General features: G+C 70.2%; 18 protein-coding genes. 11 read left to right on the top strand and 7 right to left on the bottom strand.

The genetic code is table 11. The features are described 5' to 3' along the window. Positions 1–291: 291 nt before the first annotated feature. On the bottom strand, positions 292–984 hold the full coding sequence (locus ACWEFL_RS32235) for an endonuclease V (protein ID WP_451719568.1): 693 nt from the start codon (positions 982–984) through the stop codon (positions 292–294). A gap of 57 nt (positions 985–1,041) precedes the next feature. Here ACWEFL_RS32235 and ACWEFL_RS32230 point away from each other — a divergent pair, with 57 nt between their 5' ends. Further along, positions 1,042–1,341: a YciI family protein gene (locus ACWEFL_RS32230; RefSeq protein ID WP_451719565.1), complete on the top strand. Its 300-nt coding sequence runs from the start codon at positions 1,042–1,044 to the stop codon at positions 1,339–1,341. 201 nt (positions 1,342–1,542) lie between these two features. On the opposite strand, the gene ACWEFL_RS32225 is transcribed toward ACWEFL_RS32230, so the two are convergent. Beyond that, entirely contained in the window at positions 1,543–2,679 is a 1,137-nt protein-coding gene (locus ACWEFL_RS32225) for an oxidoreductase (RefSeq protein ID WP_451719563.1), read from the bottom strand. 358 nt (positions 2,680–3,037) lie between these two features. On the opposite strand from ACWEFL_RS32225, the gene ACWEFL_RS32220 reads away from it, so the two are divergent. From ACWEFL_RS32220 to ACWEFL_RS32200, 5 genes are all read left to right on the top strand, one after another. Continuing rightward, positions 3,038–3,460, top strand: coding sequence for an SsgA family sporulation/cell division regulator (locus ACWEFL_RS32220; protein ID WP_451719560.1), 423 nt, complete (start codon positions 3,038–3,040; stop codon positions 3,458–3,460). Positions 3,461–3,922: 462 nt separating this feature from the next. After that, complete coding sequence (locus ACWEFL_RS32215) at positions 3,923–5,581, top strand: ABC-F family ATP-binding cassette domain-containing protein (RefSeq protein ID WP_451719557.1); 1,659 nt, start codon at positions 3,923–3,925, stop codon at positions 5,579–5,581. A 101-nt stretch (positions 5,582–5,682) separates the two neighbouring features. Further along, on the top strand, positions 5,683–7,944 hold the full coding sequence (locus ACWEFL_RS32210) for an ATP-binding cassette domain-containing protein (RefSeq protein WP_451719555.1): 2,262 nt from the start codon (positions 5,683–5,685) through the stop codon (positions 7,942–7,944). A 243-nt stretch (positions 7,945–8,187) separates the two neighbouring features. Continuing rightward, a complete protein-coding gene (ddaH, locus tag ACWEFL_RS32205) occupies positions 8,188–8,964 on the top strand; it encodes a dimethylargininase (protein WP_451719552.1) in 777 nt (258 codons plus the stop codon). Between the two features lie 137 nt (positions 8,965–9,101). Further along, positions 9,102–10,079 (top strand): acyl-ACP desaturase, encoded by a 978-nt coding sequence (locus ACWEFL_RS32200; RefSeq protein ID WP_451719549.1) that lies wholly within the window; start codon positions 9,102–9,104, stop codon positions 10,077–10,079. Positions 10,080–10,386: 307 nt separating this feature from the next. Here the strand turns inward: ACWEFL_RS32200 and ACWEFL_RS32195 are convergent, their stop codons facing one another. The 4 genes from ACWEFL_RS32195 to ACWEFL_RS32180 form a co-directional block, all read right to left on the bottom strand. Continuing rightward, a complete protein-coding gene (locus tag ACWEFL_RS32195) occupies positions 10,387–10,629 on the bottom strand; it encodes a WhiB family transcriptional regulator (RefSeq protein ID WP_451719547.1) in 243 nt (80 codons plus the stop codon). A gap of 114 nt (positions 10,630–10,743) precedes the next feature. After that, on the bottom strand, positions 10,744–11,664 hold the full coding sequence (locus ACWEFL_RS32190; protein WP_451719544.1) for an esterase-like activity of phytase family protein: 921 nt from the start codon (positions 11,662–11,664) through the stop codon (positions 10,744–10,746). 616 nt (positions 11,665–12,280) lie between these two features. Beyond that, a complete protein-coding gene (locus ACWEFL_RS32185) occupies positions 12,281–12,889 on the bottom strand; it encodes an RBBP9/YdeN family alpha/beta hydrolase (protein ID WP_451719541.1) in 609 nt (202 codons plus the stop codon). A 297-nt stretch (positions 12,890–13,186) separates the two neighbouring features. Next, entirely contained in the window at positions 13,187–14,065 is an 879-nt protein-coding gene (locus ACWEFL_RS32180; protein ID WP_451719538.1) for an alpha/beta fold hydrolase, read from the bottom strand. Positions 14,066–14,195: 130 nt separating this feature from the next. On the opposite strand from ACWEFL_RS32180, the gene ACWEFL_RS32175 reads away from it, so the two are divergent. The 4 genes from ACWEFL_RS32175 to ACWEFL_RS32160 all read left to right on the top strand — a co-directional run bounded on the left by ACWEFL_RS32175 (position 14,196) and on the right by ACWEFL_RS32160 (position 20,560). Next, entirely contained in the window at positions 14,196–16,178 is a 1,983-nt protein-coding gene (locus ACWEFL_RS32175) for a BTAD domain-containing putative transcriptional regulator (RefSeq protein WP_451719654.1), read from the top strand. Between the two features lie 311 nt (positions 16,179–16,489). Then, on the top strand, positions 16,490–18,565 hold the full coding sequence (locus ACWEFL_RS32170) for a SpoIIE family protein phosphatase (protein ID WP_451719536.1): 2,076 nt from the start codon (positions 16,490–16,492) through the stop codon (positions 18,563–18,565). A gap of 316 nt (positions 18,566–18,881) precedes the next feature. Further along, the gene (locus ACWEFL_RS32165) at positions 18,882–19,271 is read left to right on the top strand and encodes a hypothetical protein (RefSeq protein WP_451719534.1); all 390 of its coding nucleotides are present in this window, start codon (positions 18,882–18,884) and stop codon (positions 19,269–19,271) included. 590 nt (positions 19,272–19,861) lie between these two features. Further along, the gene (locus ACWEFL_RS32160) at positions 19,862–20,560 is read left to right on the top strand and encodes an HAD family hydrolase (RefSeq protein ID WP_451719531.1); all 699 of its coding nucleotides are present in this window, start codon (positions 19,862–19,864) and stop codon (positions 20,558–20,560) included. Between the two features lie 99 nt (positions 20,561–20,659). Here the strand turns inward: ACWEFL_RS32160 and ACWEFL_RS32155 are convergent, their stop codons facing one another. Next, a complete protein-coding gene (locus ACWEFL_RS32155) occupies positions 20,660–21,685 on the bottom strand; it encodes a multicopper oxidase domain-containing protein (protein ID WP_451719528.1) in 1,026 nt (341 codons plus the stop codon). A 200-nt stretch (positions 21,686–21,885) separates the two neighbouring features. Between ACWEFL_RS32155 and ACWEFL_RS32150 the strand changes: the two genes are divergently transcribed. Next, positions 21,886–24,372: a ThuA domain-containing protein gene (locus ACWEFL_RS32150; RefSeq protein ID WP_451719525.1), complete on the top strand. Its 2,487-nt coding sequence runs from the start codon at positions 21,886–21,888 to the stop codon at positions 24,370–24,372. Positions 24,373–24,446: the final 74 nt, after the last annotated feature.

Here is a 24,446-nt window from a genome sequence, read left to right as displayed (position 1 = left end):
CTGGAGGGGCGCGCGGGTGTCGAGAGGGAGAGCGCGCGGAGGCCGTGAGGAACGAGCGGTCGAGCACGGTCGACCGTCGACACACGCTGAAAGCGACCCGGAGGCGAACCGAGCCCAAAAAGAAGGGGCCGAGTGTGCTGGAGGGGCGCGCGGGTGTCGAGAGGGAGAGCGCGCGGAGGCCGTGAGGAACGAGCGGTCGAGCACGGTCGACCGTCGACACACGCTGAAAGCGCCCCGTGGGGGTCCCCCGGACGGAGTCCGGGGGAGAACCGAGCCACAGAAAGGGCGGTCTCACGCGGTCGCCGCGGCGAGTGCCTCCCGGCAGAGCCGGTCCGCCCGGCGCGTCGTCTCGGGCAGGCGGTAACGGGGCGCGAGGGACAGGGTGTGCGCGCAGGCGTTGTCGAGCGTGACGCGGTTGCCCACCGAGACGTAGACGGGCTTCACGCCCGCCTGGGTGCGCAGCGCCCGCCCGACCTCCTCCCCGTCGAACGCGCGGAGCGCGGCCGAGTCGCCCCGGCGCGGGCCGAGTTCACCGTGGGAGAAGACGAACGGGCTCTTGGCGACGCCGATGACCGGCAGTCCGGTCAGTACGCCGAGATGGCTCGCGAGCCCGAACCGGCGCGGGTGCGCCCGGCCGTAACCGTCGCAGACGACGAGACCGGGGTCGGATACGAGGGACTCCAGCGCCGCGCGTACGGCCGGGAGTTCACGGAACGCCAGCAGTCCGGGTACGTACGGGAACGCGACCCGGCCGACGGCGGTGGACTCCTCCACGACGGTGAGCGTGGCGGCGTCGAGGACGACGGCCGCGGCGGCGACCACATCGCGCTCGTCGTCGTACGCCACGTCCACGCCCGTCACCCGTCCCTCCCCGGCCGGCGGGCCGGGCTCGTCCAGGACGACGCGGGTGCGCAGTTCGTCCTGGACGGCGAGGGCCGCCGTCTCGTCGGCCGGCCAGTCCGCGGGCACTTCGATGATCCTCATGGTGACGACCACCCTATGCACCGGGAGCGGCGGCCGGGGTGCCGTAGCCTGGCGATCATGTTCGTACTGGAGCTGACCTACACCGCCCCCGTCGAGCGGGCCGATGAACTGCGCGAAGCGCATATGAACTGGATCGACACGCTGTACGAGGAGGGCGTGTTCATCGCCTCGGGGCGGAAGAATCCGCCCGATGGCGGGGTGATCCTGGCGGTGGGGGACGATCGCGCGCGCATCGAGGAGATCGCGGCGACCGACCCGTTCACGGTCGGCGGGGTGTGCGAGTACCGGATCACGGAGTTCCACGCGACCACGACCGCGCCCGGACTCGCCGCGTACCGTGAGCAGCCGCCTTCCTGACAGCCTTCCTGGTCGGCCTCCCCCGGCCGGCCTCTCCTCGCGGCGGCCGACCCGTTCACGGCCGGCCCGTTCACGGCCGGCCCGAGGTGTGTGCCGTCCTCCGCCTCCCGCCGGGGGCACCGCCCCTGCGGCCGCTGTTCCCCCTCTGGCCATGACTCGGCCCGAGTCGGTGCCGACGCCACGACGCCACGACGCCACGTCCTAACGCTCCAGGCGCGCCACACGGCCCTTCTCGCCCGAGGCCCAGCAGCCCATGTCGGGGGCGCAGTCGACCGTGTCGTACGAACCGGTGTCGACGGTTCGCCAGGTGCGGCCGGCGTCCACCGTCAGATCGGTGCCGGTCGGGCCGACGGCGAGCGCCGCGCGGGAGCTGTGCGGCAGCCAGGCCACACCGGAGCGGTAGGCGGGCGGCGGGGTCTTCGACGGCTGCCAGTCGCGACCCCCGTTCCGGCTGACGGCTCCGGCGAACGGGGAGGGCTGCCCGGTCCGGTAGTCGCCGCCGACGGCGATGCCGTGGGCGCGGTCGCGGAAGGCGAGCGCGAACACTCCGCGTGCCGGGTCACCGGCCGGGATGCCGGATTCCGCCGCTGTCCAGCTCAGGCCCCGGTCGACGGAGTGGAGCACCCGTGCCGTGGGGCCGCCGCCGGTCGCCAGCCAGACGTCTCGGGGCCCGGAGGAGACCAGGCACTGGCCGCTCGCCGCGAAGCCCGCCTCGCCCGGCAGGGCGTCGGGCATTCCAGCGCTGGGCAGCACCTCCCAGCTCCGTCCGCCGTCGCCGGTCGACAGGATGCGGAACTTGCCGTCGACCGGGTCGCTCATGGCGAGGCCGTTCCGGCTGTCGAAGAAGGTGACGCAGTCGTAGAAGGCCCTGGGGTCGTCGTTGCGGAAGGTCTCGGTCCAGGTGGCCCCGCCGTCCGTGGTGCGCAGGATGCGGGACGCCTCGCCCTCGCCGATGGCGAGGACCACCGCGCGCCTGCCATCGAACGCCTCGATGTCGCGGAACTCCAGCGCGCCCGCTCCCGGAGGTGAGACGTTCCGCCAGGTCCGGCCGCCGTCCGGAGTGCGCAGTACGGTGCCCTGGGAGCCCGCCACCCACGCGGTGGTGCGGCTGACGGCCGCGAGGCCCCGGAAACGTACCGCCGCGCCCGTCGCCTTGAGGCTCCAGCCCGAACCGAGCACTGAACCGGCTCCGGAACCGGCCCCGGGAGCGGACGCCGAACCCCGCGCGGGCTTATCGACGGCCTGGGCCGGTGCCGTGAGGGTCACGGCCAGCGCCATCGCGCTCAGCCCCACCCACACCGTCCATCTCGTCTTCCCCTTGGTCCCCTTGGGTGTCATGGCGCTGGAAGCTAGCCCACGCCCGGTGACCCGTCCAGGGTGCGATTCCGGACCAGGTTCCGGAAGTTCGCGGGGCCGACGAAGGCGTGCCCGGTGGCGGTCGCACCCGCCGATACCGGCCAGTCGATCACGCGCGGCGACCCGACAACCGGTGCCGCCGAGGACGCGCGGCAGAGGATTCCGGCGGTTCCATGCCTCCGCGACGGCACCCGAAACAGCGCTTACCACGACCATTCGGACGACCATGTCGCGTGGTGACGCACGTCACATTCCCGCCGGATGCACGGAACCGCGCCATCAGCGGTCTCTATGGGTGTCAGGGCTACGTCCAGGGCCTGGACGGAAGGAGCAGTGCGTCATGTCCGCGTACACCCTCATCGAGCAGGCGGTGGAAGCCCGGCTGATCGCTCCGGCGCCCGCGATGAAGACGGTCCCGGTCACGCTGCGTTACAGAAGTGACGACCCCTTCGCCGTGCGGATCGCCTTTCCGCCACCGGCGACGCTGGAGGGCACCGAGGTGTCCTGGGTGTTCTCCCGTGAGCTGTTGGCGACGGGGGTCGACGTACGGTCCGGATTCGGGGACGTCCGGGTGAGGCCGTACGGGTACGACCGCACGGTCCTGGAGTTCCACGCCCCGGAAGGCGTCGCGATGGTGCATGTGCGCACGGTCGAACTGCGCCGCTTTCTGCTGCGGACGCAGAGCGCGGTCCCCATGGGGCTGGAACATCTGCATCTGGACATCGACCACAACCTGGACGTACTGCTGCGCGACGCCGCCTGAGAACGCGGCGTCCGGGCGGAGCCCCGCACCGCGGTGCCGAGCGGAATTCGTTTGACCGCCCCGAGCGGTCGCCTTTACCGTTGACGCGTCCTGTTGTCGCCGATTGGAGAAGGACGTTGCTCGTCTGAGGTTCTGAGACACCGTGCGCCACCGCTGTTTCCGGCGTGTGCGCAGTGCGTGCGACCTCGGCGTTCGAGCCGTCCTGACCGGCCGGGACCGTGTTTCCGGAGCCCTCGGGCTCCTGATTTCCCGGATCCGCGGGATCTCCCCGGTTCACGAGGACTTCCGGAATTCCTGGTTTCCCTGGATCTCCTGGATCTCCTGGTTTCCCTGGATTCCTGGTTTCCCTGGTTCTCCTCGGGAGATTCTCGGAGTCCCCGGCTCCCCCGGCTCCTCTCGCGCTCGCCCCGGTGTCTCAACCCGTTGCCCCTGCTCCTTTCCCACGCAACCGGGAGACTCCGTATGTCTACTTCCTCCACCCATGTCAGCTGCACCGCCCTCTCCTTCTCCTGGCCCGACGGAACCGGCGTCTTCGACGGTTTCCAGCTCGCGGTCGGGCCCGGTCGGACCGGCCTGATCGGGCTCAACGGCGCGGGCAAGTCGACGCTACTCAAGCTGATCGCCGGGGAGCTGGCCCCGGCCGACGGCACGGTCCGAACGGCGGGCGAGGTCGGCTGGCTGCCGCAGAATCTCGTGCTCGACACCGCGATGAGGGTGGACGAGGTGCTGGGCATCGCCGCCGTGCGCGCGGCCCTGCACGCCATCGAGGCGGGCGATCCGAGCGAGGAGCACTTCGCGGCCGTCGGCGACGACTGGGACGTCGAGGAGCGGGCCCGCGCCACGCTCGATCAGCTGGGACTCGACCGTATCGGCCTCGACCGGACCATCGGCGAGGTCTCGGGCGGCGAGGGCGTGCTGCTGCGGCTCGCCGCCCTGCTGCTGGCCAGGCCGGACGTACTGCTGCTGGACGAGCCGACGAACAATCTCGATCTCCACGCGCGGCGGCGGCTGTACGACGCGGTCGCGTCCTGGTCCGGAGTGATGATCGTGGTCAGCCATGACCGTGAACTGCTGGAGCTGGTCGACCAGATCGCCGATCTGCGGGACGGGGAGGTCACCTGGTACGGCGGGAATCTCTCCGCGTACGAGAAGGCGCTCGCGGTCGAACAGGAGGCGGCCGAGCGCATGGTGCGGGTCGCCGAGGCCGACGTACAGCGGCAGAAGCGCGAACTGACCGAAGCCCAGGTCAAATTGGCCCGCCGCAAACGGTACGGCCAGAAGATGTTCGAGAACAAGCGCGAGCCGAAGATCGTCATGGGCGCGCGTAAACGCGCGGCCCAGGAATCGGCGGGCAAGCACCGGATCATGCACGCCGGGAGACTCGCCGAGGCGAAGGAGCGGCTCGACGAGGCCGTGGAAGCCGTCCGGGACGACGACGAGATCCGGATCGAGCTGCCGTACACCAAGGTCCATCCGGGCCAGGGCGTTCTCCGGCTGAGGGAGCTGACGCTCCGCTACGGTGCTTCGCTGGAGGGGGAGTTCGAGATCCGTGGGCCGGAGCGGATCGCGCTCGTCGGGCGCAACGGAGCGGGCAAGACGACCCTGCTGCGGACGGTGGCCGGCGAATGGGAGCCGGCGGCGGGCGAGGCGGTGGCCGAGGTCCCGCTGCGCTTTCTGCCCCAGAGGCTCGACGCCCTCGACGACGGGCTGAGCGTGGCCGGGAATGTCGCCAGGTTCGCGCCGGGCGCCACCAACAACCGGATCAGGGCCCAGCTCGCTCGCTTCCTCTTCCGGGGCGCGCGGGCCGATCAGCTCGCCGGGACGCTGTCGGGCGGCGAGCGGTTCCGGGCGGCACTCGCCTCCCTGCTGCTGGCCGAACCCGCGCCGCAGTTGCTGATGCTCGACGAGCCGACCAACAATCTGGACATGGCGAGTGTGCGGAGTCTGACGGCCGCGCTGGACGCCTACGAAGGGGCGCTGATCGTGGCGAGCCACGATGTGCCGTTCCTGGAGTCGATCGGGATCACCCGCTGGCTGCTGCTGGACGGCGGCCTGAGCGACATCACCGCCGAGGACGTCCGGGAGGGGAGGCTGCGGGCGGCGGCGCCCGGCGAGGCGTAGTCGGGCGGCTGGCGAGGCGTAGTCGGGCGGCTGGCGCACGGCCGTACACCAACCAGAAATCCGGACAGAAGATGTCTGGATTTCTGGTTAGCGTCGGCCGCATGCCTGAGAACATCGTCATCACCGGCGCGCGGGAGAACAATCTCCGGGACGTCTCCCTCACGGTTCCGAAAGGCCGGGTCTCGGTCTTCACCGGGGTCTCCGGGTCGGGGAAGTCCTCCGTCGTCTTCGACACCATCGCGGTGGAGTCGCAGCGGCAGCTCAATGAGACCTTCACCTGGTTCGTCAGAAACCGCCTGCCGAAGTACGAGCGACCCCATGTCGACGCGATCGACGATCTCTCGGTGGCGATCGTGGTCGACCAGAAGCCCGTCGGCGGCAATGTGCGCTCCACCGTCGGCACGATGACCGACATCTACTCGGTGATCCGGGTGCTGTTCTCCCGCCACGGCGCCCCGAGCGCCGGGGCGGCGACGGCGTACTCCTTCAACGACCCGGCCGGGATGTGCACCGTGTGCGACGGCGTCGGGAAGACGGTCCGCCTCGACGTCGACCGGGGGATCGACTGGTCGAAGACGATGAACGAGGGCGCGCTGCTGCTGCCCGGACTCGCCGTCGGCACCTGGGAGTGGAAGCTGTACGCCGAGTCGGGCCGTTTCGACGCGGACAAGCCGCTCGGCGAGTTCACCGAGGCGGAGCGGGAACTCCTCCTCTACGGCGCCGACGTCAAGGTCCGGCTGGAGGTGAAGTCCGGCTCCTTCGAGATGCAGCTCGAAGGAATCGTCAACCGGTTCACCCGGCTCTTCCTCAAGCGTGACACCGCGAATCTCTCCGAGAAGCGCCGGGAGGCGGCAGCCCGCTTCACCGTGCAGCGGCCGTGCGGGGCATGCGGCGGGGCCCGGCTCAACGAGGCCGCGCTCGCCACCCGTATCGACGGGCTGAACATCGCCGACTACACGCGTATGGAGGTCGCCGATCTGGTGGAGGTCCTCGGCCGGATCGACGATCCGGTGGCCGCCCCGATCGCGGCCGCCGCGCGGGAGCGGCTGGAGCGGCTGGTCGGGATCGGGCTGGGCTATCTCTCCCTGGACCGGGAGACGACGACCCTGTCGGGCGGGGAGGGGCAGCGGCTGAAGATGGTGCGCCATCTCGGCAGCTCGCTCACCGGGCTCACCTTCATCTTCGACGAGCCGAGCGTCGGCCTGCATCCGCGCGATGTGGGGCGTCTGAACGATCTGCTGATCCGGCTGCGTGACCGGGGCAATACGGTCCTGGTGGTGGAGCACGATCCGGATGTGATCGCGATCGCGGACCATGTCGTCGACATGGGCCCCGGCGCGGGCGTGGACGGCGGACGGGTGGTGTACGAGGGGCCGGGGGCCGGTCTGCGTGACGCCGACACGCTCACCGGGCGGTGTCTGCGCCGCCGTACGCCCATGAAGCGGTCGTTCCGCTCCCCCGCCGGCTGGCTCCCGGTCACCGCGGCGGATCTGCACAACCTCAAGGGCATCGACGTCCGGTTTCCCGTCGGGGTGCTCACGGCGGTGACGGGGGTCGCGGGTTCCGGGAAGTCCACTCTGGTCTCCGAGGTGTTCACGGCGGCCCACCCGGAGGCGATCGTGATCGACCAGGGCGCGATCACCGCGTCGTCCCGGTCGACTCCGGCCTCGTTCCTGGGGGTGATGGACACCATCCGCAAGGTCTTCGCCAAGGAGAACGGCGTCCAGCCGGGGCTGTTCAGCTTCAACTCGACGGGCGCGTGCCAGGAGTGCTCGGGGCGCGGGGTCATCTACACCGATCTCGCGTTCATGGATCCGGTGACGACGACCTGCCATGTGTGCGAGGGGCGGCGCTTCCACGACGACGTGCTGCGGCACAAGGTCGCCGGGCGTTCCATCGTCGACGTACTGGACATGACGGCGGCCGGGGCGATGGGCTTCTTCGACGACGAGCCGCTGCTGCGCAGGCTCCGGACCTTCAACGACGTCGGGCTGACGTATCTGACGCTCGGCCAGCCGCTGAGTTCGCTCTCGGGCGGCGAGCGCCAGCGGCTCAAGCTCGCCACCCAGCTCCACCGGACGGGCAGTGTGTACGTACTGGACGAGCCGACCACCGGACTGCACATGGCGGATGTGGACACCCTGGTCGGGCTGCTGGACCGGCTGGTGGACGCGGGGAACTCGGTGATCTGCGTCGAGCACAACCTGGATGTCGTCAAGCGCGCGGACTGGATCGTCGATCTCGGTCCCGACGGCGGCAAACACGGTGGCGAGCTGGTCTTCGAGGGCACACCGGCCCGGCTTCTCGACCACCGGAAGTCCTTCACGGCCGAGTATCTGCGCAGGGATCTGGGGCTGGACTGAAGCGCCGGACCGGTATCCGGACCGATATCCGGAGCCGGACCGATATCCGGAGCCGGACCGGTATCCGGACGGGCGGTCGGCGTCCGGACGGGCGGTCGGCGTCCGCGGCGGATCGGGGCCGATGAGAGAGCCGTCGCCCATCTGTCACAGAACTCTCATAGGTCACGCAGCGGGGATTCCATGCCTCAGCGGGGCGGTCCATGATGGGCCGACACCAGACCCGACATTCATGGAGAAGCTTCCGTGCCCAGCAGGAAAGCCCTGATCCGCCGCCCCAGCCCTCGCCTGTCCGAGGGACTCGTCACCCATGTCGAGCGCACCCCCGTCGATGCCGAGCTGGCGCTCCTCCAGTGGGAGCTGTACGCCGAGACCCTGCGCGAGCACGGCTGGGAGACCGTGGAGGCCGAACCGGCCGACGACTGCCCGGACGGTGTCTTCGTGGAGGACACCGTGGTGATGTACCGCAATGTCGCGCTGATCACCCGGCCGGGCGCGGAATCCCGCCGGGCGGAGACGACGACCGTCGAGGAGACCATCGGCCGACTGGGCTGCTCCGTGAACTGGGTGTGGGAGCCAGGCACCCTCGACGGCGGCGATGTGCTCAAGGTCGGCGACACGATCTACGTGGGCCGCGGGGGCCGTACGAACGCGGCCGGGGTGCAGCAACTGCGCGCCGTCTTCAAGCCGCTCGGGGCCCGCGTCGTCGTCGTGCCCGTGAGCAAGGTGCTGCATCTGAAGTCCGCCGTCACCGCCCTCCCGGACGCGACCGTCATCGGCTACGAACCGCTGATCGACACGCCGTCCGTCTTCCCGTCACTGCTCCCGGTCCCGGAGGAGTCGGGCGCGCACGTCGTGCTTCTCGGCGACGGGAAGCTGCTGATGGCGGCGAGCGCCCCGAAGACCGCCGAACTCTTCGCGGACCTCGGCTATGAGCCGGTCCTCGTGGACATCGGCGAGTTCGAGAAGCTCGAAGGGTGCGTGACCTGCCTCTCGGTACGGCTCAGGGAACTCCACTCCTGACCCCTCTCATTTGCGTTTATCACACCATGTGATCGACCGCGCATCGGACGGGCTTGGCCGGAGGCTTACCGCGCGCTTAACCTACGGTCTCGTAACCTACGAATCCGTAGGTAACTCTCCCGTCCCCAGGAGCACCCGTGACCACTAGCACTCCCCACCTCAGCAGTTCGTCGGAGGCGTGGAGCGACGCCCGGCTGCTCTACGCGCTCGAAGAGGTGGTGGAGAAGGAGCTCAACCGACATCTCGCGGTCGCCAAGGACTGGATGCCGCACGAGTACGTCCCCTTCAGCGACGGCCGCAACTTCCCCGGCGTGTTCGACGACGGACTGGCCTGGGAGCAGGAGCAGTCGAAGGTCACCGACATAGGGCGTATCGCCCTCGTCGTCAATCTGCTGACCGAGGACAATCTGCCCAGCTACCACCACGAGATCGCCTCGCTCTTCGGCCGTGACGGCGCCTGGGGCACCTGGGTGCACCGCTGGACCGCGGAGGAGGGCCGGCACGGCATCGTGATGCGCGACTATCTGCTCACCTCGCGCGCCGTCGACCCGGACAAGCTGGAGCAGTTCCGCATGTCGCACATGTCGGAGGGCTTCGAGTCCGACAACGGGCACTCGATGCTGCACTCGGTGGCGTACGTCGCCTTCCAGGAGCTCGCCACCCGTGTCTCCCACCGCAACACCGGCCACCAGTCGGGCGATCCCGTCTGCGACCGGATGCTGGCGCGGATCGCGACCGACGAGAACCTGCACATGGTCTTCTACCGGAACCTCCTGCGCGCGGCCTTCGAGCTCGCGCCGGACCAGACCATGCAGGCCGTACGGGATGTCGTCGTCAACTTCCGGATGCCGGGCCACGGCATCCCCGGCTTCGAGCGGGCTGCGGCGCAGATGGCCATCGGCGAGATCTACAACCTGCGCATCCACCACGACGACGTGCTCTCGCCGGTCCTGCGCTTCCTCAAGGTGCTGGAGATCGACGGCCTCGGGCCGCAGGGGCTGAAGGCCCAGGAGGAGCTCGGCCTCTACATGGGCGGGCTCGACACCGAGGCGCTCAAGTTCGACGAGAAGCTCGCCGCCCGCAAGGCCCGGATGGCGGCGCGGGCGGCAGGCTGAGCGCGGGGCCGTCCGGGCAGGCGGCGCCGCGGGCCCTCGCGCGCTGCCCGCGCCCGTGCGACCCGCCGTCCGATGGTCCCGCCACGGGAACCTTCGGAACCGCGGACGGGAGCGCTCCGGCCCACCTGACGCGCGAGAGACCTCGCGCGTCAGGTGCCGCGGACACCGCCGGCCGTCGGTCGCCGGTCCTCGGCCGTCGGTCCTCGGTCGCCGGTCGCCGGTCGCCGGTCGCCGGTCGCCGGTCGCCGGTCGAGCGGATCAAAACGGTCCGCGGAAGCGCGTCATGGACGCCGCCCGCGCCGGCGGATCAGCTCCCGATGCGCTTCAGGCGCTGCCGCTCCTTCTCCGACAGGCCGCCCCACACCCCGAACTTCTCATCGTTCGCCAGCGCGTACTCCAGACACGACACGCGCCCCTCGCACGACCCGCACAGTCGCTTCGCCTCCCTGGTGGAGGAGCCGGGCGCCGGAAAGAAGAACTCCGGGCCCGTCTGTGCGCAGAGTGCGTTCTCCTGCCAGGAGAGTTCATCGCCAGCGGTGTTGATCAGCATGGGGAACAGATTCCCGGAGGCCGATAAACACCGGCTCAATGAAGCATCAACATGCCCTCGAGCCGGTGCGACCCGTGGTGAGGTCGCCCGCGCCGGGAATGAGCCGCGGTGGTGTCAGGGCGTGCAGTTCAGCGTTCCGGCGCGCAGGGCGTGGCCTCCGTTGTTCTTGTCGTCCGCCCAGACGACGGGTTTCCGGCCGCCGACGCAGGCCGTCTGCGGGGCGATGGCGAAGCCCTCGTGGTTGTAGTCCGGCAGGCCGGCGGGCCGGTCGTAGACATTGGTGACGGCGAACCGCCCTTGGGCGTCGATGCCGAGTGTGGCCATGCCGCCCTGGCAGTGGTTGTCGCAGGCTGTCCAGAGACGGCCGGTGGCGGGTTCCCACTCCGTGGCCATCACGGCCGGAAGGCCGCTGGCGAACGCGGCGACGCGGGTGAATGCGCCGCTGTTCAGGTCGAGCGCGTAGGCGTAGACCATGCCGAGCGTCTCCAGACCGGTGAAGAACAGGCCGCTGCCGTGACCGGGGTAGGAGGCGGGGTCGTAGGGGGCGGCGGTGCGCTCGTCACGGAAGCCCTGCGAGGTCAGGAAGGCGTCCGGGATCCACGAGATGCCTTCGAGTCCCTTGTTGGCGGGCACGGCGGGCAGATCGGTGGAGAGGTTCCACTCCCCGGTCGCGGTCAGCGAGGCGGCCGTGGAGGAGGCGTCGAAGCGGAGGATCTTCGGTGTGCCGCTGCCGATCTGGCCGTTGTCGCCCTCGGTCGACACGAACAGACCGTCGGGGGTGACGACCACGCCCTCCGCGTCGGGTTCGGCGCTGCCGTTCGCGTAACGCAGGGACTTGCCCGCGGACCAGCCGCCGGTCTTGTCGGGGCTCCAGAGCGGGCCGTCGGGCACGAGCCGGTAGAGCTTGGCGGGGCCGTTGTTCACGGCCCACAGCACCTCGGAGCTCTCGAAGGAGAGGCCGCTGAGGTTCCCGCCGAACAGCCCGTTGACGTCGGCGGTGGCGACCGAGGGGTCGCCGGGCCAGACCTCGTTCACGGCCTGTCCGCCGCTTGTGGCCGTGCAGGCGCGGGACGCCTCCGCGATGGCGGCCGTCGTGGCCGAGGCGGCGCAACGGCCTTGGGCGGCAGGGGTGTCGGCGAGGCCGGTACGGTCGCGGTGGGCGCCGCCGCCCGGCTCCGCTTCATGACTTCGCGGTGCCGGCGAGGCCAGAGCGGGGGCCGGACCCCCGGACAGGCCGAGGGTGAGGACGGATAAGGCGACTGCGGCGATCCGGGCCGCTCTGTGCCAGTGTGTAGCCAAGGTGGCCGATCCTTCGTCTCGTGGGGGCGGGCGGGACCCCGCCCGCGGTCGGGCAGAGCCTTTGACATATCCGCAACGACGGGCTGAACTTACGGCCAACACAGGGTGTCCCGCACATGACAAACAGTCATCGAGGCCGAATCACGCTCCTCTGAGGCTCGGTTCTCCCCCGGACTCCGTCCGAGGGGACCCCCACGGGGCGCTCCAGCGCGGGCCTTCCGGCTACCCGCCAGGGAGAACCCACCCGACGTACCCTGCCAGCGCGCCCCTTCGGCTCACTCGTCTTGCACAGCACGCAGCCGGAGCCCGCTGCCCGATCCGGCCTGATCCGGCCTGATCCGAGCGGAAGACCCTACGGGTTCGGCGGGCGGGCGGATATCCGTACCGACGGGTCGAGGCACCAGTCGAGGAGCGAGGGCCATGAGCCGTAGCCCGCGTCCATGTCCAGATGCGCGCCGCCGGGGATGACGTCGGTGTCCAGGGCGAGCGGCCGGCCGTACTGCTCGGCCGCTCCGCCCGGACAGTACGGGTCGTCGTCCCCGGCCACCAGTCTGGTCACGGCGGCCGCGGCGGCGAGTTGGGCGGCGGTGGCGGCGGGGCGGCCGAAACCGGCGACCTCCGGGAGACCGGCGACCACGTCATCGGACGGCGGGCCGACCAGAAGCACCCGGTCGGCGCGGACCCCGCCGCGCGCGACCGCGTGCAGCCAGAGCAGCACGCCCAGGCTGTGGCAGACGATCACCCGCTCGCGTCCCGTTTCGGCCGGTTCCGCGCCCAGGAGGGTGTGCAGCCTGCCGAGCCATGCCCCGAGGTCCGGCTCGTCGGGCTCCGGAAGCTGGGGGTAGGTCACCTGGTGGCCGAGGGTGGTGAGTTCACCGGCGAGCCAGTGCTGCCAGTGGCCCTCGGGCCGGTGGTTCTGCCAGCCGTGGAGGATGAGGAAGGAACGCGGAGTCGTCGTCATAGACGTGATCATGAGCCCATCGCGGCGTCCGGTCCAGACTCCGCCGACCGCCCGGTCGCCCCCGCCGGGCGGTTGGGGCCGCGGGGCGGGGGCGGTGCGGATGCCCGTAGGCGGGCGGCGCGGATGCCGTACGCGAGGCGACGGCGACCGTGGTCTCCGGCCGGTGCCGGGGTCCCGAGCGACTCGCGCTTCGTACCGCCGCGGTAGTTCGCCAACTCGGTGCCGGGGTCCGAGCGGGAACGGACCGCGGTCCGTTCCGACCGACGCAAGGGCCGCTCGGGGCGCGGGTGTGGTCGCTCAGCGGCGGAGCAGGGCCCGGAGGGCCTGGGCGACGTCCGTGGGGGCTTCCTCGGCCATGAAGTGGCCGAAGGAAACCGTCTCGTGGTGCAGGTCCGCGGCCCAGGGTGACCACAGGGAGGCGGCGTTGAAGCCGAGAGCCGAGCCCCAGTCCTGCTGGAGCACGGTGACCGGCATCTTCAGCCGGTTGCCGGCCTCCCGGTCCGCCTGATCGTGCTGGACATCGATGCCGGCGGAAGCGCGGTAGTCGGCGACGATGGAGGGCACCGCCTCACGGGAGGCTTTCAGGTACGCGGCACGGATGTCGGCGGGGATGGCCTCCGGGTCGTTGGTCCAGATGTCCAGGAAATGGCCGAAGAACGCGTCGGGGCTCGCCGCGATCATCTGCTCGGGCAGGCCCGGAGGCTGGGCCATGAGGTAGAGGTGGAAGCCGACGGCCGCGGTCACCCCGTGCATGACGTCCCACATGTCGAGGGTCGGCAGGACGTCGAGGCTCGCGAGGTGGGTGACGTGGTCGGGGTGATCGAGGCCGGCCCGGATGGCGACCAGCGCGCCGCGGTCGTGCCCGGCCAGGGCGAAGCGTTCGTGGCCCAGGGCCGCGGCCAGGGAGACGATGTCCGCGGCCATCGTACGCTTGGAGTAGACGGTGCCATCGGTGTCGACGGGCTTGTCGCTGTCCCCGTAGCCGCGCAGGTCCGGGCAGATCACGGTGTGGTCGGCCGCGAGGTCGGCGGCGACGTGCCGCCAGATCAGATGGGTCTGCGGGAAGCCGTGCAGCAGCACGATCGCCGGGCCCGAGCCGGTGACGGCCGTGTTCAGGGCCACACCGTCCGCGACGGTGATCCGCTGATAGTCGAAGGCGGCGGTGGTGCGGGTCATGATCAGGCTCTTCTCTCTCTCGCTGAGCAGATACCTCAACTGTGGATGCCGTGGATGAGCATCGAATGAGCGAGCGCCCAGGGCTGTCCCGTAGCGTGATCAGCGACCGAGGAGAGAGCAGGCCGTGGGTGTGAGCGTCACGTTCGGAATTCTGGGGCCCGTGGTCGCCTGGGACGGTGACGGCCGGCCCGTCGACCTGAAGGGGCCCCGCCACCGTGCGGTGCTGGCCCGGCTGATCGTCGCGCGGAACCGCGTCGTTCCGGTCCCACGTCTGGTCGAGGACCTCTGGCTGGATCCCCCCGAGGACGCGGTCGGCGCGGTGCGGACCTTCGTCTCCGCGCTGCGGCGGGCCCTGGAACCGCAGCGCCGGCCCCGCACTCCGGCCCGCGTCCTGGTCACCGAAGGGCCGGGATACGCGTTGCGCGCCGAGGACAGTGCCGTCGACGGTCGGCGTTTCGAGCAGGAACTCGCCGTCGCCGGAACTCTGCCGCCCCAGGAGGCGCTCCCCCGGCTGGAGGAGGCTCTGAGGTCCTGGCGCGGTCCCGCCTACGCCGATTTCCCCGAGGAGACGTGGGCTCGCGCCGAGCGCTCCCGCCTCAACGAGCTGCGGCTGCACGCCGTGGAGCGCCAGGGCGAGGCCCGGTTGGCGCTGGGGCGGGTCGCGGAGGCGGCGGCGGAGCTGGACGCGCACGTGACCGAGCATCCGTGGCGTGAGGAGGGGTGGCGGCTCCTGGCACTCGCGCTGTACCGCGACGGACGTCAGGGCGACGCCCTCGCGGTCTTGCGCCGGGCACGACGGCTCCTGGCCGAGCAGCTCGGGGTGGAACCCGGCACGGCGCTGCGCCGCCTGGAGGCGGACGTCCTCGCCCAGGAGCCCCTCCTGGAGCCGGACCGTGAGCCGGACCGTGAACCGGGCGACCCGGCGGAGAGGGTGTGGGCGCGGGCCGCGGCCGACTACGACCGTACGGTGGCCCACGGGGCGCGGGCCCGGCTGGAGTCGACGGTAGGTCTGCTGCGCACGCTCGCCGTGACGGGAGGCGGCGGCCTGGAGGCCGCTCGCCGTCACCGCTCGGCCGCCATCACGGCGGCCGAAGGGCTGGGCGATGTGGAGCTGACCGCCCGTGTGATCGGCACGTACGACGTACCGGCGATCTGGACCCGCGTCGATGACCCGCGGCACTCGGCGAGTGTCGTGGACGCGGCGGAGCGCACGCTGAAGGCCCTTCGACCCGGAGAGCACGAGGCCGCACGTGCCCGTCTGCTCACCACGATCGCCCTGGAATCACGGGGGACGCTCTCGGCCAGGGGGCCGCAGGCCGCCCGCCAGGCGGAACGGATCGCGCGCCGTCTGGACGACCCGGCGCTGCTGGCCTTCGCCCTCAACGGCGTGTACATGCAGTCGTTCCACCGGGCAGGTCTCTCCCCGCTCAGGGACGGGACGGGTACGGAGCTGATCGCCCTGTCCGGCAGGCACGGTCTGGTCACCTACGAAGTGCTCGGACACCTCGTCCGCGTCCAGGCGCGCAGTGCCCTCGCGGACTTCGCGGGAGCCGAAGAACACGCGATGGCCGTCGACCGCCTGGCCGAACGCAACGAACTCCCGCTGGCCGGTGTGTTCACCCAGTGGTTCCGGGCACTGCGTCTGGCCGCGACCGGCCCGGCTCCCGCGGCGGAGGCGGCCTACCGGGCCGCCGCGGCCCGGCTCGACGGCTCCGGCATGCCCGGTCTCGAACACGGTCTGCTGCCGCTCGCCCTGCTCTGTCTGCGCGTACGGAACGGCCGGCCCGCCCAGACCGACGAACGGATCGACTGGGGACCGTACGAACCGTGGGCCGGCCCCATGGTTCTCCTCGCACAGGGCTCCCCCACCGAGGCCGCGACGAGGCTGCGCCGACTGCCCGACCCTCCCATCGGCCTGTTGTTCGAAGCCCTGTGGTGTCTGGCGGCGCAGGCGGCGATCGCCCTGTCCGACCGGTCCACGATGGAACGGGCCGTCGGGGCGCTCTCGCCCGCGCGGGCGGAACTGGGCGGCGCGGCCAGTGGACTGCTGACCGTCGGCCCTGTCTCGCGACACCTCGACGAACTCTCCGCCGCGCTCCGGAACGCGCCCTGACCTCCGGTCCGGTTCGGTGTTCCCGGGACGGGCGAGGGGCGCTGTGACAGGTGCGTGGCCGCCATGGGCCGGCTGAGGGGCGGCTTCCGTCGTCGGCTCGCTTCGGAGTAGACGGAGTAGACCGGTCGTGGGAGCCGTCGGTCCCGTCGTGGTACCGCGTTCGTGACCACGGCGTCCACGCCGGCGCGGTGCGCCGCCGGTCGTCCCAGGGGACTATGGAGGCACCAGAGAGGCACGGGGAACATCCCAGCGCCGCCGTTCCAAGCCCTGCGCTGGGCGCTTCGTCCTGGCAGGTGGAAGGAGCACCTGGGATGAGTGAAGTGGGATCTTTCGGTGCCGACGGCGATTCGGCCGACCCCCGGCTGGAGCTGCCGAGCGAGGTCCTGGACGCGCTCGGTGTGGCGCTGGTGGCGCTCGACACCGCCGGGCGGTTCGTCCTGTGGAGCCCGCAGGCCGAAGAGCTGTTCGGCTACTCCGAGGAGGAAGTCCTGAGCCGGCACGCGGCTCGACTACTGGTCCATGAACCGTACATGGACCTGGTGGCCGGCAAGTGCGAGCAGATGATGGAGAACGGCCGGAGCTGGGCCGGGGTCTTTCCCGTCCGCAAAAAGGACGGCACTACGCGGATGGTGGAATTCCGCAACACCCGTCTGCCCGACAAGCAGGGCGGCTTCTACGCTCTGGGCATCGCCACCGACGCGTCGACGCTGCGCCGACTGGAGCGGGACGTGGCACTGTCCCGGCAATTGATCGCCCAGTCGCCGATCGGACTGGAGGTCCTGGACACCGATCTGCGTTATGTCGCCGTCAATCCGGCGATGGAACGGATGCACGGCCTCTCCGCCAAGGAGCATCTCGGCCGGGGCTTCCGTGAGGTTCTGCCGTACGACAGTGTCGACGCGTCCGAGGCCGCGGTGAGGGAAGTGCTCCAAACCGGACGCCCTCAAGTCGACAAGTACACTATCGGCCGCACCGCGGCCGACCCCGACAACGACCACGCCTGGTCCGTCTCCGTCTACCGGCTGGAGGACGCGGGGGGTCATGTGCTGGGTGTCGCCACATCGGTGGTGGATGTCACGGACCGGCACGGCGCGATGACGGCGGCGGCCCAGGCCCGGCAGCGTCTGACCCTGATAGCCGAGGGCTCCGCCCGTATCGGCACCACCCTGGACATGACACAGACGGCCGGCGAACTGGCCGACGTCGTGGTGCCCGAGCTCGCCGACGTCGCGATGGTGGACGTACTGGACTCCGCCCTGGACCATCGCCGCCCCGCGCCGTCCGCAAACGGCCCGGTGCGCTTTCGCACTCTCGCCGTGAAGGCCGCCTCCTTCACCGAGGTGGCTCCCGCCGTCGGCACGGTCGGCCATCCGGTCAGCTATGACGCCGACCGGCCGCCCACCCGATGCGTGAGGACCGGTGAGCCGGTCATGGTGGCCCATGTGGACGAATGGGCCCTGACGCGCATCGCCCACGACACCAGAGCCGCGGCCGTCCTGGCCAACGCCGGCATCCACTCCTATCTCGCGGTGCCGCTGACCGCACAGAGCGGAGAGCTCGGAGTCCTGACCCTGATGCGCGGCCGCAATCCCCTTCCCTTCGACGCCGACGATGTCACCCTGGCCTGTGAGCTGGCCGGACGGACGGCGGTGTCCCTCGACAACGCGCGCCTGTACCAGAGCGTCCGCGACACCGCGGCGAAGCTGCAGCGCAGTCTGCTGCCGGACCCGGAACCGCCCGCGGGCCTGGAGCTCGCCACCCGCTACCAGCCCGCCGGACCCTCCACCGAGGTCGGTGGCGACTGGTTCGACGTCATCCCCCTCACGGGAGACAAGACCGCCCTCGTGGTGGGCGATGTGATGGGCAGCGGCATCGACGCTGCCGCCACGATGGGCCGGCTGCGCACGGCCACCGCCACCCTGGCCCAACTCGACCTGCCGCCCGCCCAGGTGCTGCATCACCTCGACAGGATCACCGCCGGCCTGGACCCGTACATCGCCACCTGCGTCTACGCCGAGTACGACCCGCACGGCGACCGCTGCCGCATCGCCGCGGCCGGACATCTGCCTCCCGCGCTGACCCGCGCGGGCGAATCCCCGGAACTGCTCGACCTGCCCCCGGGCGCCCCGCTCGGGGTCGGCGGCGTCCCCTTCAAATCGACCACCGTCCCCCTGCGCCCCGGAGACCAACTGGTCCTCTACACCGACGGACTGGTCGAAACGCGCCGCGACACCATCGACGACCGGCTCAACGTCCTCCTCGGCGTACTCGACAACCCCGACCGCGACTTGGAGGAGACCTGCGACCGGCTCCTGGCCACGCTGCGCGACGCGGACGATCACGACGACGTGGCCATACTCATCGCCCGCCCCGGACCGCGGCCATGACTCGCCGCGGACGCCGAACCCTCGGGACGGCCCCTGGTGAGCACCGGCGCTCACCGCTCGGGGATGCCGGAGCGTTCCGGGTGCTCACTGTCAGTACCGCGCGCTCACCGCCTGTACCGCCGGGCCGGGAGCGACCGTCGCCCGAAGCATCCGAGTCACCGATCTATTCCGATGTCCGGACATTCCGGACTATGGCACTCCTCACAGCCGAAATAGTTTTCTATTCAACTAACTCGGGGGTAGTGTCGCAAGCGTCTGAGCACGACATAGCCCGTGACTCTGTTCGCACAGGTCACGGAGGTAAGGAGGAGACATCATGCCGAACACATTCATGCGCCGGACCGCCGCCGCAGTGGCCTCTGGAGCAGTCGCGGCTGCCGGGCTCCTCGCCCTGGCGGGTCCCGCATCAGCGGCCACCTCCACGACCGGCGACCGGCCTGCCGCCGTTTCCCACACCACGCGGCCCGCCGACGCCCACGTCGAGGGCCGGGCCCTGCACTGGGACGAGGGTTCGGGGCGGCACGACGGCGATCGCCGTGCCGACCGGGGCCACCACGACGACGGACAGCGCCATGGGAGCCGGGACGGCCGGGACGGTCGGGACCATGACGAGCGCAGCCGTCACCAGGTCAGCGAAGACGACCTCCGCCTCCAGTGGTACCTCGACCAGATCGAGTGGCTCCGGGACCACGGCACGCGTCTCTGAGCGGCTCCGTGAATTGCCGGCGCCTGGCGACGGTGCGTGATCCGCACGGACCGCCGGGGGGGGTGCCAGGCCCGTTCACCGGAGAAGGCCGCCTCAACGGACAAGGCGTCTTCGGCGGATACGCGGGCGCCGCGGGCGGGACCACGGGACGGAGCCGACGGCCGGCGACCGGCGCGGCTCACGTCGATTCCGCTACGTCGATTCCGCTACACCGAGACGCTTCCGCCGACCACGGGACGACCGGGCCGCGCGGAGGGGAACATTCGCCTGGTGAACGCGCATACATCCGCACACGGTTGCTGACATTCCCTTGAGGATTACATCTGTTCGGGACTCATCCTTCCTTTTCGGATCTGCTCTCGTGATATGAATCGGATTCCATGAAGAAGATTCACAGATTTTCTTCTTGTGTCACTTCGAAGAGCTCTGTTGCTCCGCTTCTGCCGGGCACATAGCGTCTGCCGGCATACTCCGCCGACGAGGAGTGACTTTCATCCCTCGCATGCGCGGAATCCCGCCCGGTATGAGTAGACACCGCCTCCCCAGCAGGGGTTCACGCGGGTCTGCCCGGACCTTGCGAAGGGACGCAGATGCTGAGATCCAGAGGAAGCACATGGTCTCCAAAAGCGGTTGTATTCGACTGCGACGGAACCCTGATGGACAGCGAAAAGCACTGGGTCGATGCCCGCCGACAGGTGCTCATGGAGTACGGAGCAGTCCCGGACGAGAAATTCTGGGAACTGTCGCAGGGAATTCACTACACCGAATGCGGACGGCTCATGGCCAACGTGGCGGGACGTAAGGAACTCGCCGCGGAGATGACCGACCGCCTGCTGAGCGCCTTCCGTGCACTGGCTTCGGCCGTGCCCCTGACATGTCCCGGAGCGCCCGCGCTGGTGGCGGCCGCGGGCGCGCGGGTGCCGCTCGCGGTGGCCAGCAACTGTCCGGGGGACGTGGTGGAGACCTGCCTGGAATCCGCCGGGCTGCTCGTCCACTTCCGGCATGTCGTGGTTCCGGTCGGCCGGATGCGGCCGAAGCCGCATCCGGACGTGTACACGCGGGCGGCGGACCTGCTGGGCACGGAGCCGGCCGAGTGCCTGGCCGTCGAGGACTCACTGTGCGGAGTCCGGTCAGCGGTGAGTGCCGGGATGCCCGTCATCGCCGTCGGCGGCGCTCCCGCCCCCGACGTCCTGGCGCTCGCCGACGCCTGGGTCGATTCCCTGGAGACTCCCGGACTCGTGCGCTGGGCCGCACGATGGGGAGCGAACGGCGCGACGCCTGCCGGCTGAGCGGTGGCCGACGGCCCGCCGGGCACCGGACTCCTCCCGCGTCTCCCCCGGCCCGCGCGTCTGTCCGTCTTTCGGCCCGTCCCGTCCATCCGGCCGCCGCTACCCGCCGCCGTGCCCCTTGTGCGCACTCGGCTCCGCGGCGGGTCCACTCGGCTCCGCGGCGGCCGGGTGGTGCGGCTCGTACCCGGGGATCGTTCCGTCCTTCTTCGCCACGAGGAACAGCCCGGCCATCCCCATGTCCGAGTGGCTCTGGACATGGCAGTGGTACATCCACGCCCCCGGCCCCACTCCCTCGCCCGCGATGATCTGGAAGCCGAAGGAGTCCGCGGGGCCCGTGATCTTGTTGTCGATCACCCGGCTGACGTCGTTCGGGCCGGAGAGCAGGCCGGTTCTGTTGTCGGCCCAGCGGTGACCGTGCATATGGAACGTATGGTAGAACTCGCCGTGCGTGATCATGATGATCTCGACGCGATCGCCCACCGTGGCCTGGAAGTTCGGGCTGTCGCTGCCCGGCTTGTTGTTGATCTTCATGTCGTTGAAGACGATGGTGAACTGCTTGTCCGGAAGGATGTCGCCCTTCCGCCGGACCACCAGCGGGCCGTAGAGGCCCTTGCGGATGCCGCCCGTGCCGTGGTCGGTGCCCACCACATGGTCGTGGTAGTGCCAGTAACCCGCGCTGCCGTCCCGCCAGGTGCCGTCGGCACGTCTGCCGGGGGCGTGGGTGCGCCAGGTGTACGTCCGGGTGCCGCCGGGTTCGACATGGCTCTTGCTGAGCTTGGTGCCGTCGTTGTTGATGTCGTAGTCGACGCCGTGGACATGGAGGCTCACGGGCACGTCCATGGCGTTCTCGAACTCGATGTGCAGGGTGTCGCCCTCGATGAGCTCGATCGGCGGACCGGGGATGGACGCCTTGCCCTTGGCCAGGCCGTAGCCCATCTGACCGTCCGCCAACTTCTCGGCGTAGAGCTTCATATGGCGCACCTGGCCGCCCGCCGGGGCGGTCTTCGGCGGGGAGACCGCGAGAGGCGCGCTGGTGGCGGCCGGGGCGAGAGACAACGATGTCGCCCCGGTGGCCGCGACCGCGCCCCCCGCCAGCAGCCGTCGGTTGAAGCTCCGTCTGTCCATGCCGAACTCTCCACTCTGTTACGGAGATTGACGGGATGCACGTGTCACCCCTGGGGACGGCCATACGGTAGCCCGAGCGGGCTCGTTTATCCACACTCAGGACAAAGTTCGTTCTTCTGTGGTGATACCTATTGGCGAACCGGCAAAAGAGGTCTAGTTTCCCATGCTGTTGTTGTGACCACAGAGGGGTGGGTGACCACATGCAGCGCGCACCACATCACCGGTCCAGATCTCGAAGGAGGGTGCTGGCCGCGACACTCGGGGTCGGCGCACTGACCGTCTCCCTGCTCGGCGGGGCGACGACCGCCTCGGCCGGGCCGCCGCCACCGGATACGAGGGCGACAACGTTGTCCCTCCCGTCTCCTCCGGGCGGCAAGAACGTCAGGGTCCTGGTGTTCCACGCCTCGGCCACCGCCGAGTCGCCGCTCGTCAACGCCGGAATCCAGGCGGTCGAGACCATCGGGCTGACCGGGCCGACCGCGGGCCGGTTCGCGACGGAGGCGACCGACGACGCCTCCGTGTTCACCGACGCCGGACGCCTCGGGAGGTACAACGCGGTCGTCTTCCTGACGGGCGGCGGCGATGTCCTCGACCCGGAGCAGGAGGCCGGCCTGGAGTCGTACATGGAGGCGGGCGGCGGCTTCCTCGGCGTCCATGACGCGGCGCGGACGGAGCCGTACTCCGAATGGTTCACCGGGCTGATCGGGGCGCGTCCCACCGGCGCGCCGAGCACGGTACAGCGTGCCGTCATCGAGGTCGGCGACCGTCAGCATCCGGCCACCAAGTCCCTGCCGCTCCAGTGGAAGCGGCCCGACAAGTGGTTCAACTGGGCGGTCAACCCGTCCGGCAGCGTGCATACGGTGGCCCGTCTCAAGGAGACCTCGTACAAGCCGGTCGCCGGCGCCAACGGCTGGGACAAGCCCATCTCCTGGTGCCGTGACTACGACGGTGGCCGCAGCTTCTACACGGGCATGGGCGGTACGGTCGACAGCTTCTCCGAGACCGACTTCCGCGACCATCTGCGGGGCGCGCTCGCCTGGACGAGCCGTATCTCGCGGGCCGACTGCAAGGCGACCATCAACGCCAACTACACGGCCGAGCGGGTCACCCAGCCCAACCAGCCGGGGCAGAACGATCAGATCGGCGAGCCGCACGGGCTGGTCACGGCCCCCGACGGCCGCGTTTTCTACATCGGCCGGGGCGGCGGCGACAACACCAAACCCGTCGTCACCGACTGGAACAACCCGGACGTCGGCAAGGGCCGGGGCGAGATCCATGTCTTCGACCCGAAGACGAAGAAGGTCACCCTCGCCGGGGCGCTGGACGTCTTCGGCAACAAGGGCGGCGGCGATGAGCTGACCAAGAACGAGGAGGGCCTGCTCGGCATCGAGCTGGACCCGAAGTTCGCGACCAACGGCTGGGTCTATCTGCACTACACCCCGCACTCGGAGATCAACCGGGAGACGCGGATGGGCGACCGCAGGGTCTCCCGCTTCACGTTCGACTTCGCCACCGGCAAGATCAGGCCCGCGAGCGAGAAGGTCCTGCTGAAGTGGCCGGTGCAGATCCACAGCTGCTGCCACTCGGGCGGCGGGATGTCGTGGGACTCCAAGGGGAACCTCTACATCGCCACCGGTGACAACAACTCCTCCGGTTTCAGCGGCGGTTACTCGGGCAACAACCCCCAGCCCAACTACAAGGGCGTCTCGTTCGCCGACGCGCGCCGCACGTCGGGCAACACCAACAACCTCAACGGGAAGATCCTGCGGATCCACCCCGAGAGGAACGGCACCTACACGATTCCCGAGGGGAACCTCTTCACGGGTGAGGAACCGGACGAGGGCGGCGGCAAGACGCGCGGCGAGATCTATGTGATGGGCGTCCGCAATCCGGCGCGCATCTTCGTCGACCAGAAGACCGACACCCTCTACGCGGGCTGGGTCGGCCCGGACGCCGGTTCGCCCTCCACGACCTGGGGGCCGGCCAAGTACGACACCTTCGCCGCCATCACCAAGGCGGGCAACCACGGCTGGCCGTACTGCATGGGCAACAACCAGCCCTACCGGGACCGGGGCCTCACCGACCCGAGCAAGCCGCTCGGCTGGTACGACTGCGCGGCTCCCAAGAACGAGTCCCCGAACAACGACGGCCTGGTCAATCTGCCGCCCGTCACCCCCAACACGATCTGGTACTCGCCCCAGGGCGGCGGTCCCGACTTCCCTCGCGACGCCAGTGGTCTGCCCTCCTACAAGCTGGAGGAGCAGAAGCTGCTGATGCCGTGGCTCAAGGGCGGCGGCCAGGCGACGATGAACGGCCCGGTCTACCGCTTCGACGCGGCGAGCGCCAGCACCACCAAGTGGCCCTCGTACTGGGACGGGAAGTGGTTCGTCGGCGACTTCTACGACGGCGACCAGCCTCGGCACGCGGTGCTCACCGATCCCAAGACCGTGGGCAAGGGCGGGATCCCGGTGCACGCCGAGTCCCTGAAGAAGATCATCCCGGTCGGGAACAACGGCATCCGCAATCTGATGGACTGGAAGTTCGCTCCCGACGGTTCGCTCTACGTCCTCGACTACGGACGCGGCTTCTTCACCTCGGATTCGCGCTCGGCGCTGTGGCACATCACGTACAAGGGCGGCGAGGCGACTCCCTCCGCCGACCAGCTGGCACGGAAGGTGGCGCAGTGAGACTCCTCGGACACAGAAAACGCGGTTGGCACGGCAGGCGCGGCAGGCGCGGCAAGGCCGGAGTGTGGACGGCT

The organism is Streptomyces sp. NPDC004838 (genome assembly GCF_053600955.1).
The sequence above is the reverse complement of the archived record's forward strand: the minus strand, read 5'-3'. Positions and strand labels throughout refer to the sequence as shown.

Bases quoted from the DNA above. Each gene is read 5' to 3' on its own strand.
- ACWEFL_RS32235 (WP_451719568.1), bottom strand. From the start codon at position 984: ATGAGGATCATCGAAGTGCCCGCGGACTGGCCGGCCGACGAGACGGCG.
- ACWEFL_RS32230 (WP_451719565.1), top strand. From the start codon at position 1,042: ATGTTCGTACTGGAGCTGACCTACACCGCCCCCGTCGAGCGGGCCGAT.
- ACWEFL_RS32225 (WP_451719563.1), bottom strand. From the start codon at position 2,679: ATGACACCCAAGGGGACCAAGGGGAAGACGAGATGGACGGTGTGGGTG.
- ACWEFL_RS32220 (WP_451719560.1), top strand. From the start codon at position 3,038: ATGTCCGCGTACACCCTCATCGAGCAGGCGGTGGAAGCCCGGCTGATC.
- ACWEFL_RS32215 (WP_451719557.1), top strand. From the start codon at position 3,923: ATGTCTACTTCCTCCACCCATGTCAGCTGCACCGCCCTCTCCTTCTCC.
- ACWEFL_RS32210 (WP_451719555.1), top strand. From the start codon at position 5,683: ATGCCTGAGAACATCGTCATCACCGGCGCGCGGGAGAACAATCTCCGG.
- ACWEFL_RS32195 (WP_451719547.1), bottom strand. From the start codon at position 10,629: ATGCTGATCAACACCGCTGGCGATGAACTCTCCTGGCAGGAGAACGCA.
- ACWEFL_RS32185 (WP_451719541.1), bottom strand. From the start codon at position 12,889: ATGACGACGACTCCGCGTTCCTTCCTCATCCTCCACGGCTGGCAGAAC.
- ACWEFL_RS32180 (WP_451719538.1), bottom strand. From the start codon at position 14,065: ATGACCCGCACCACCGCCGCCTTCGACTATCAGCGGATCACCGTCGCG.
- ACWEFL_RS32170 (WP_451719536.1), top strand. From the start codon at position 16,490: ATGAGTGAAGTGGGATCTTTCGGTGCCGACGGCGATTCGGCCGACCCC.
- ACWEFL_RS32165 (WP_451719534.1), top strand. From the start codon at position 18,882: ATGCCGAACACATTCATGCGCCGGACCGCCGCCGCAGTGGCCTCTGGA.
- ACWEFL_RS32160 (WP_451719531.1), top strand. From the start codon at position 19,862: ATGCTGAGATCCAGAGGAAGCACATGGTCTCCAAAAGCGGTTGTATTC.
- ACWEFL_RS32155 (WP_451719528.1), bottom strand. From the start codon at position 21,685: ATGGACAGACGGAGCTTCAACCGACGGCTGCTGGCGGGGGGCGCGGTC.
- ACWEFL_RS32150 (WP_451719525.1), top strand. From the start codon at position 21,886: ATGCAGCGCGCACCACATCACCGGTCCAGATCTCGAAGGAGGGTGCTG.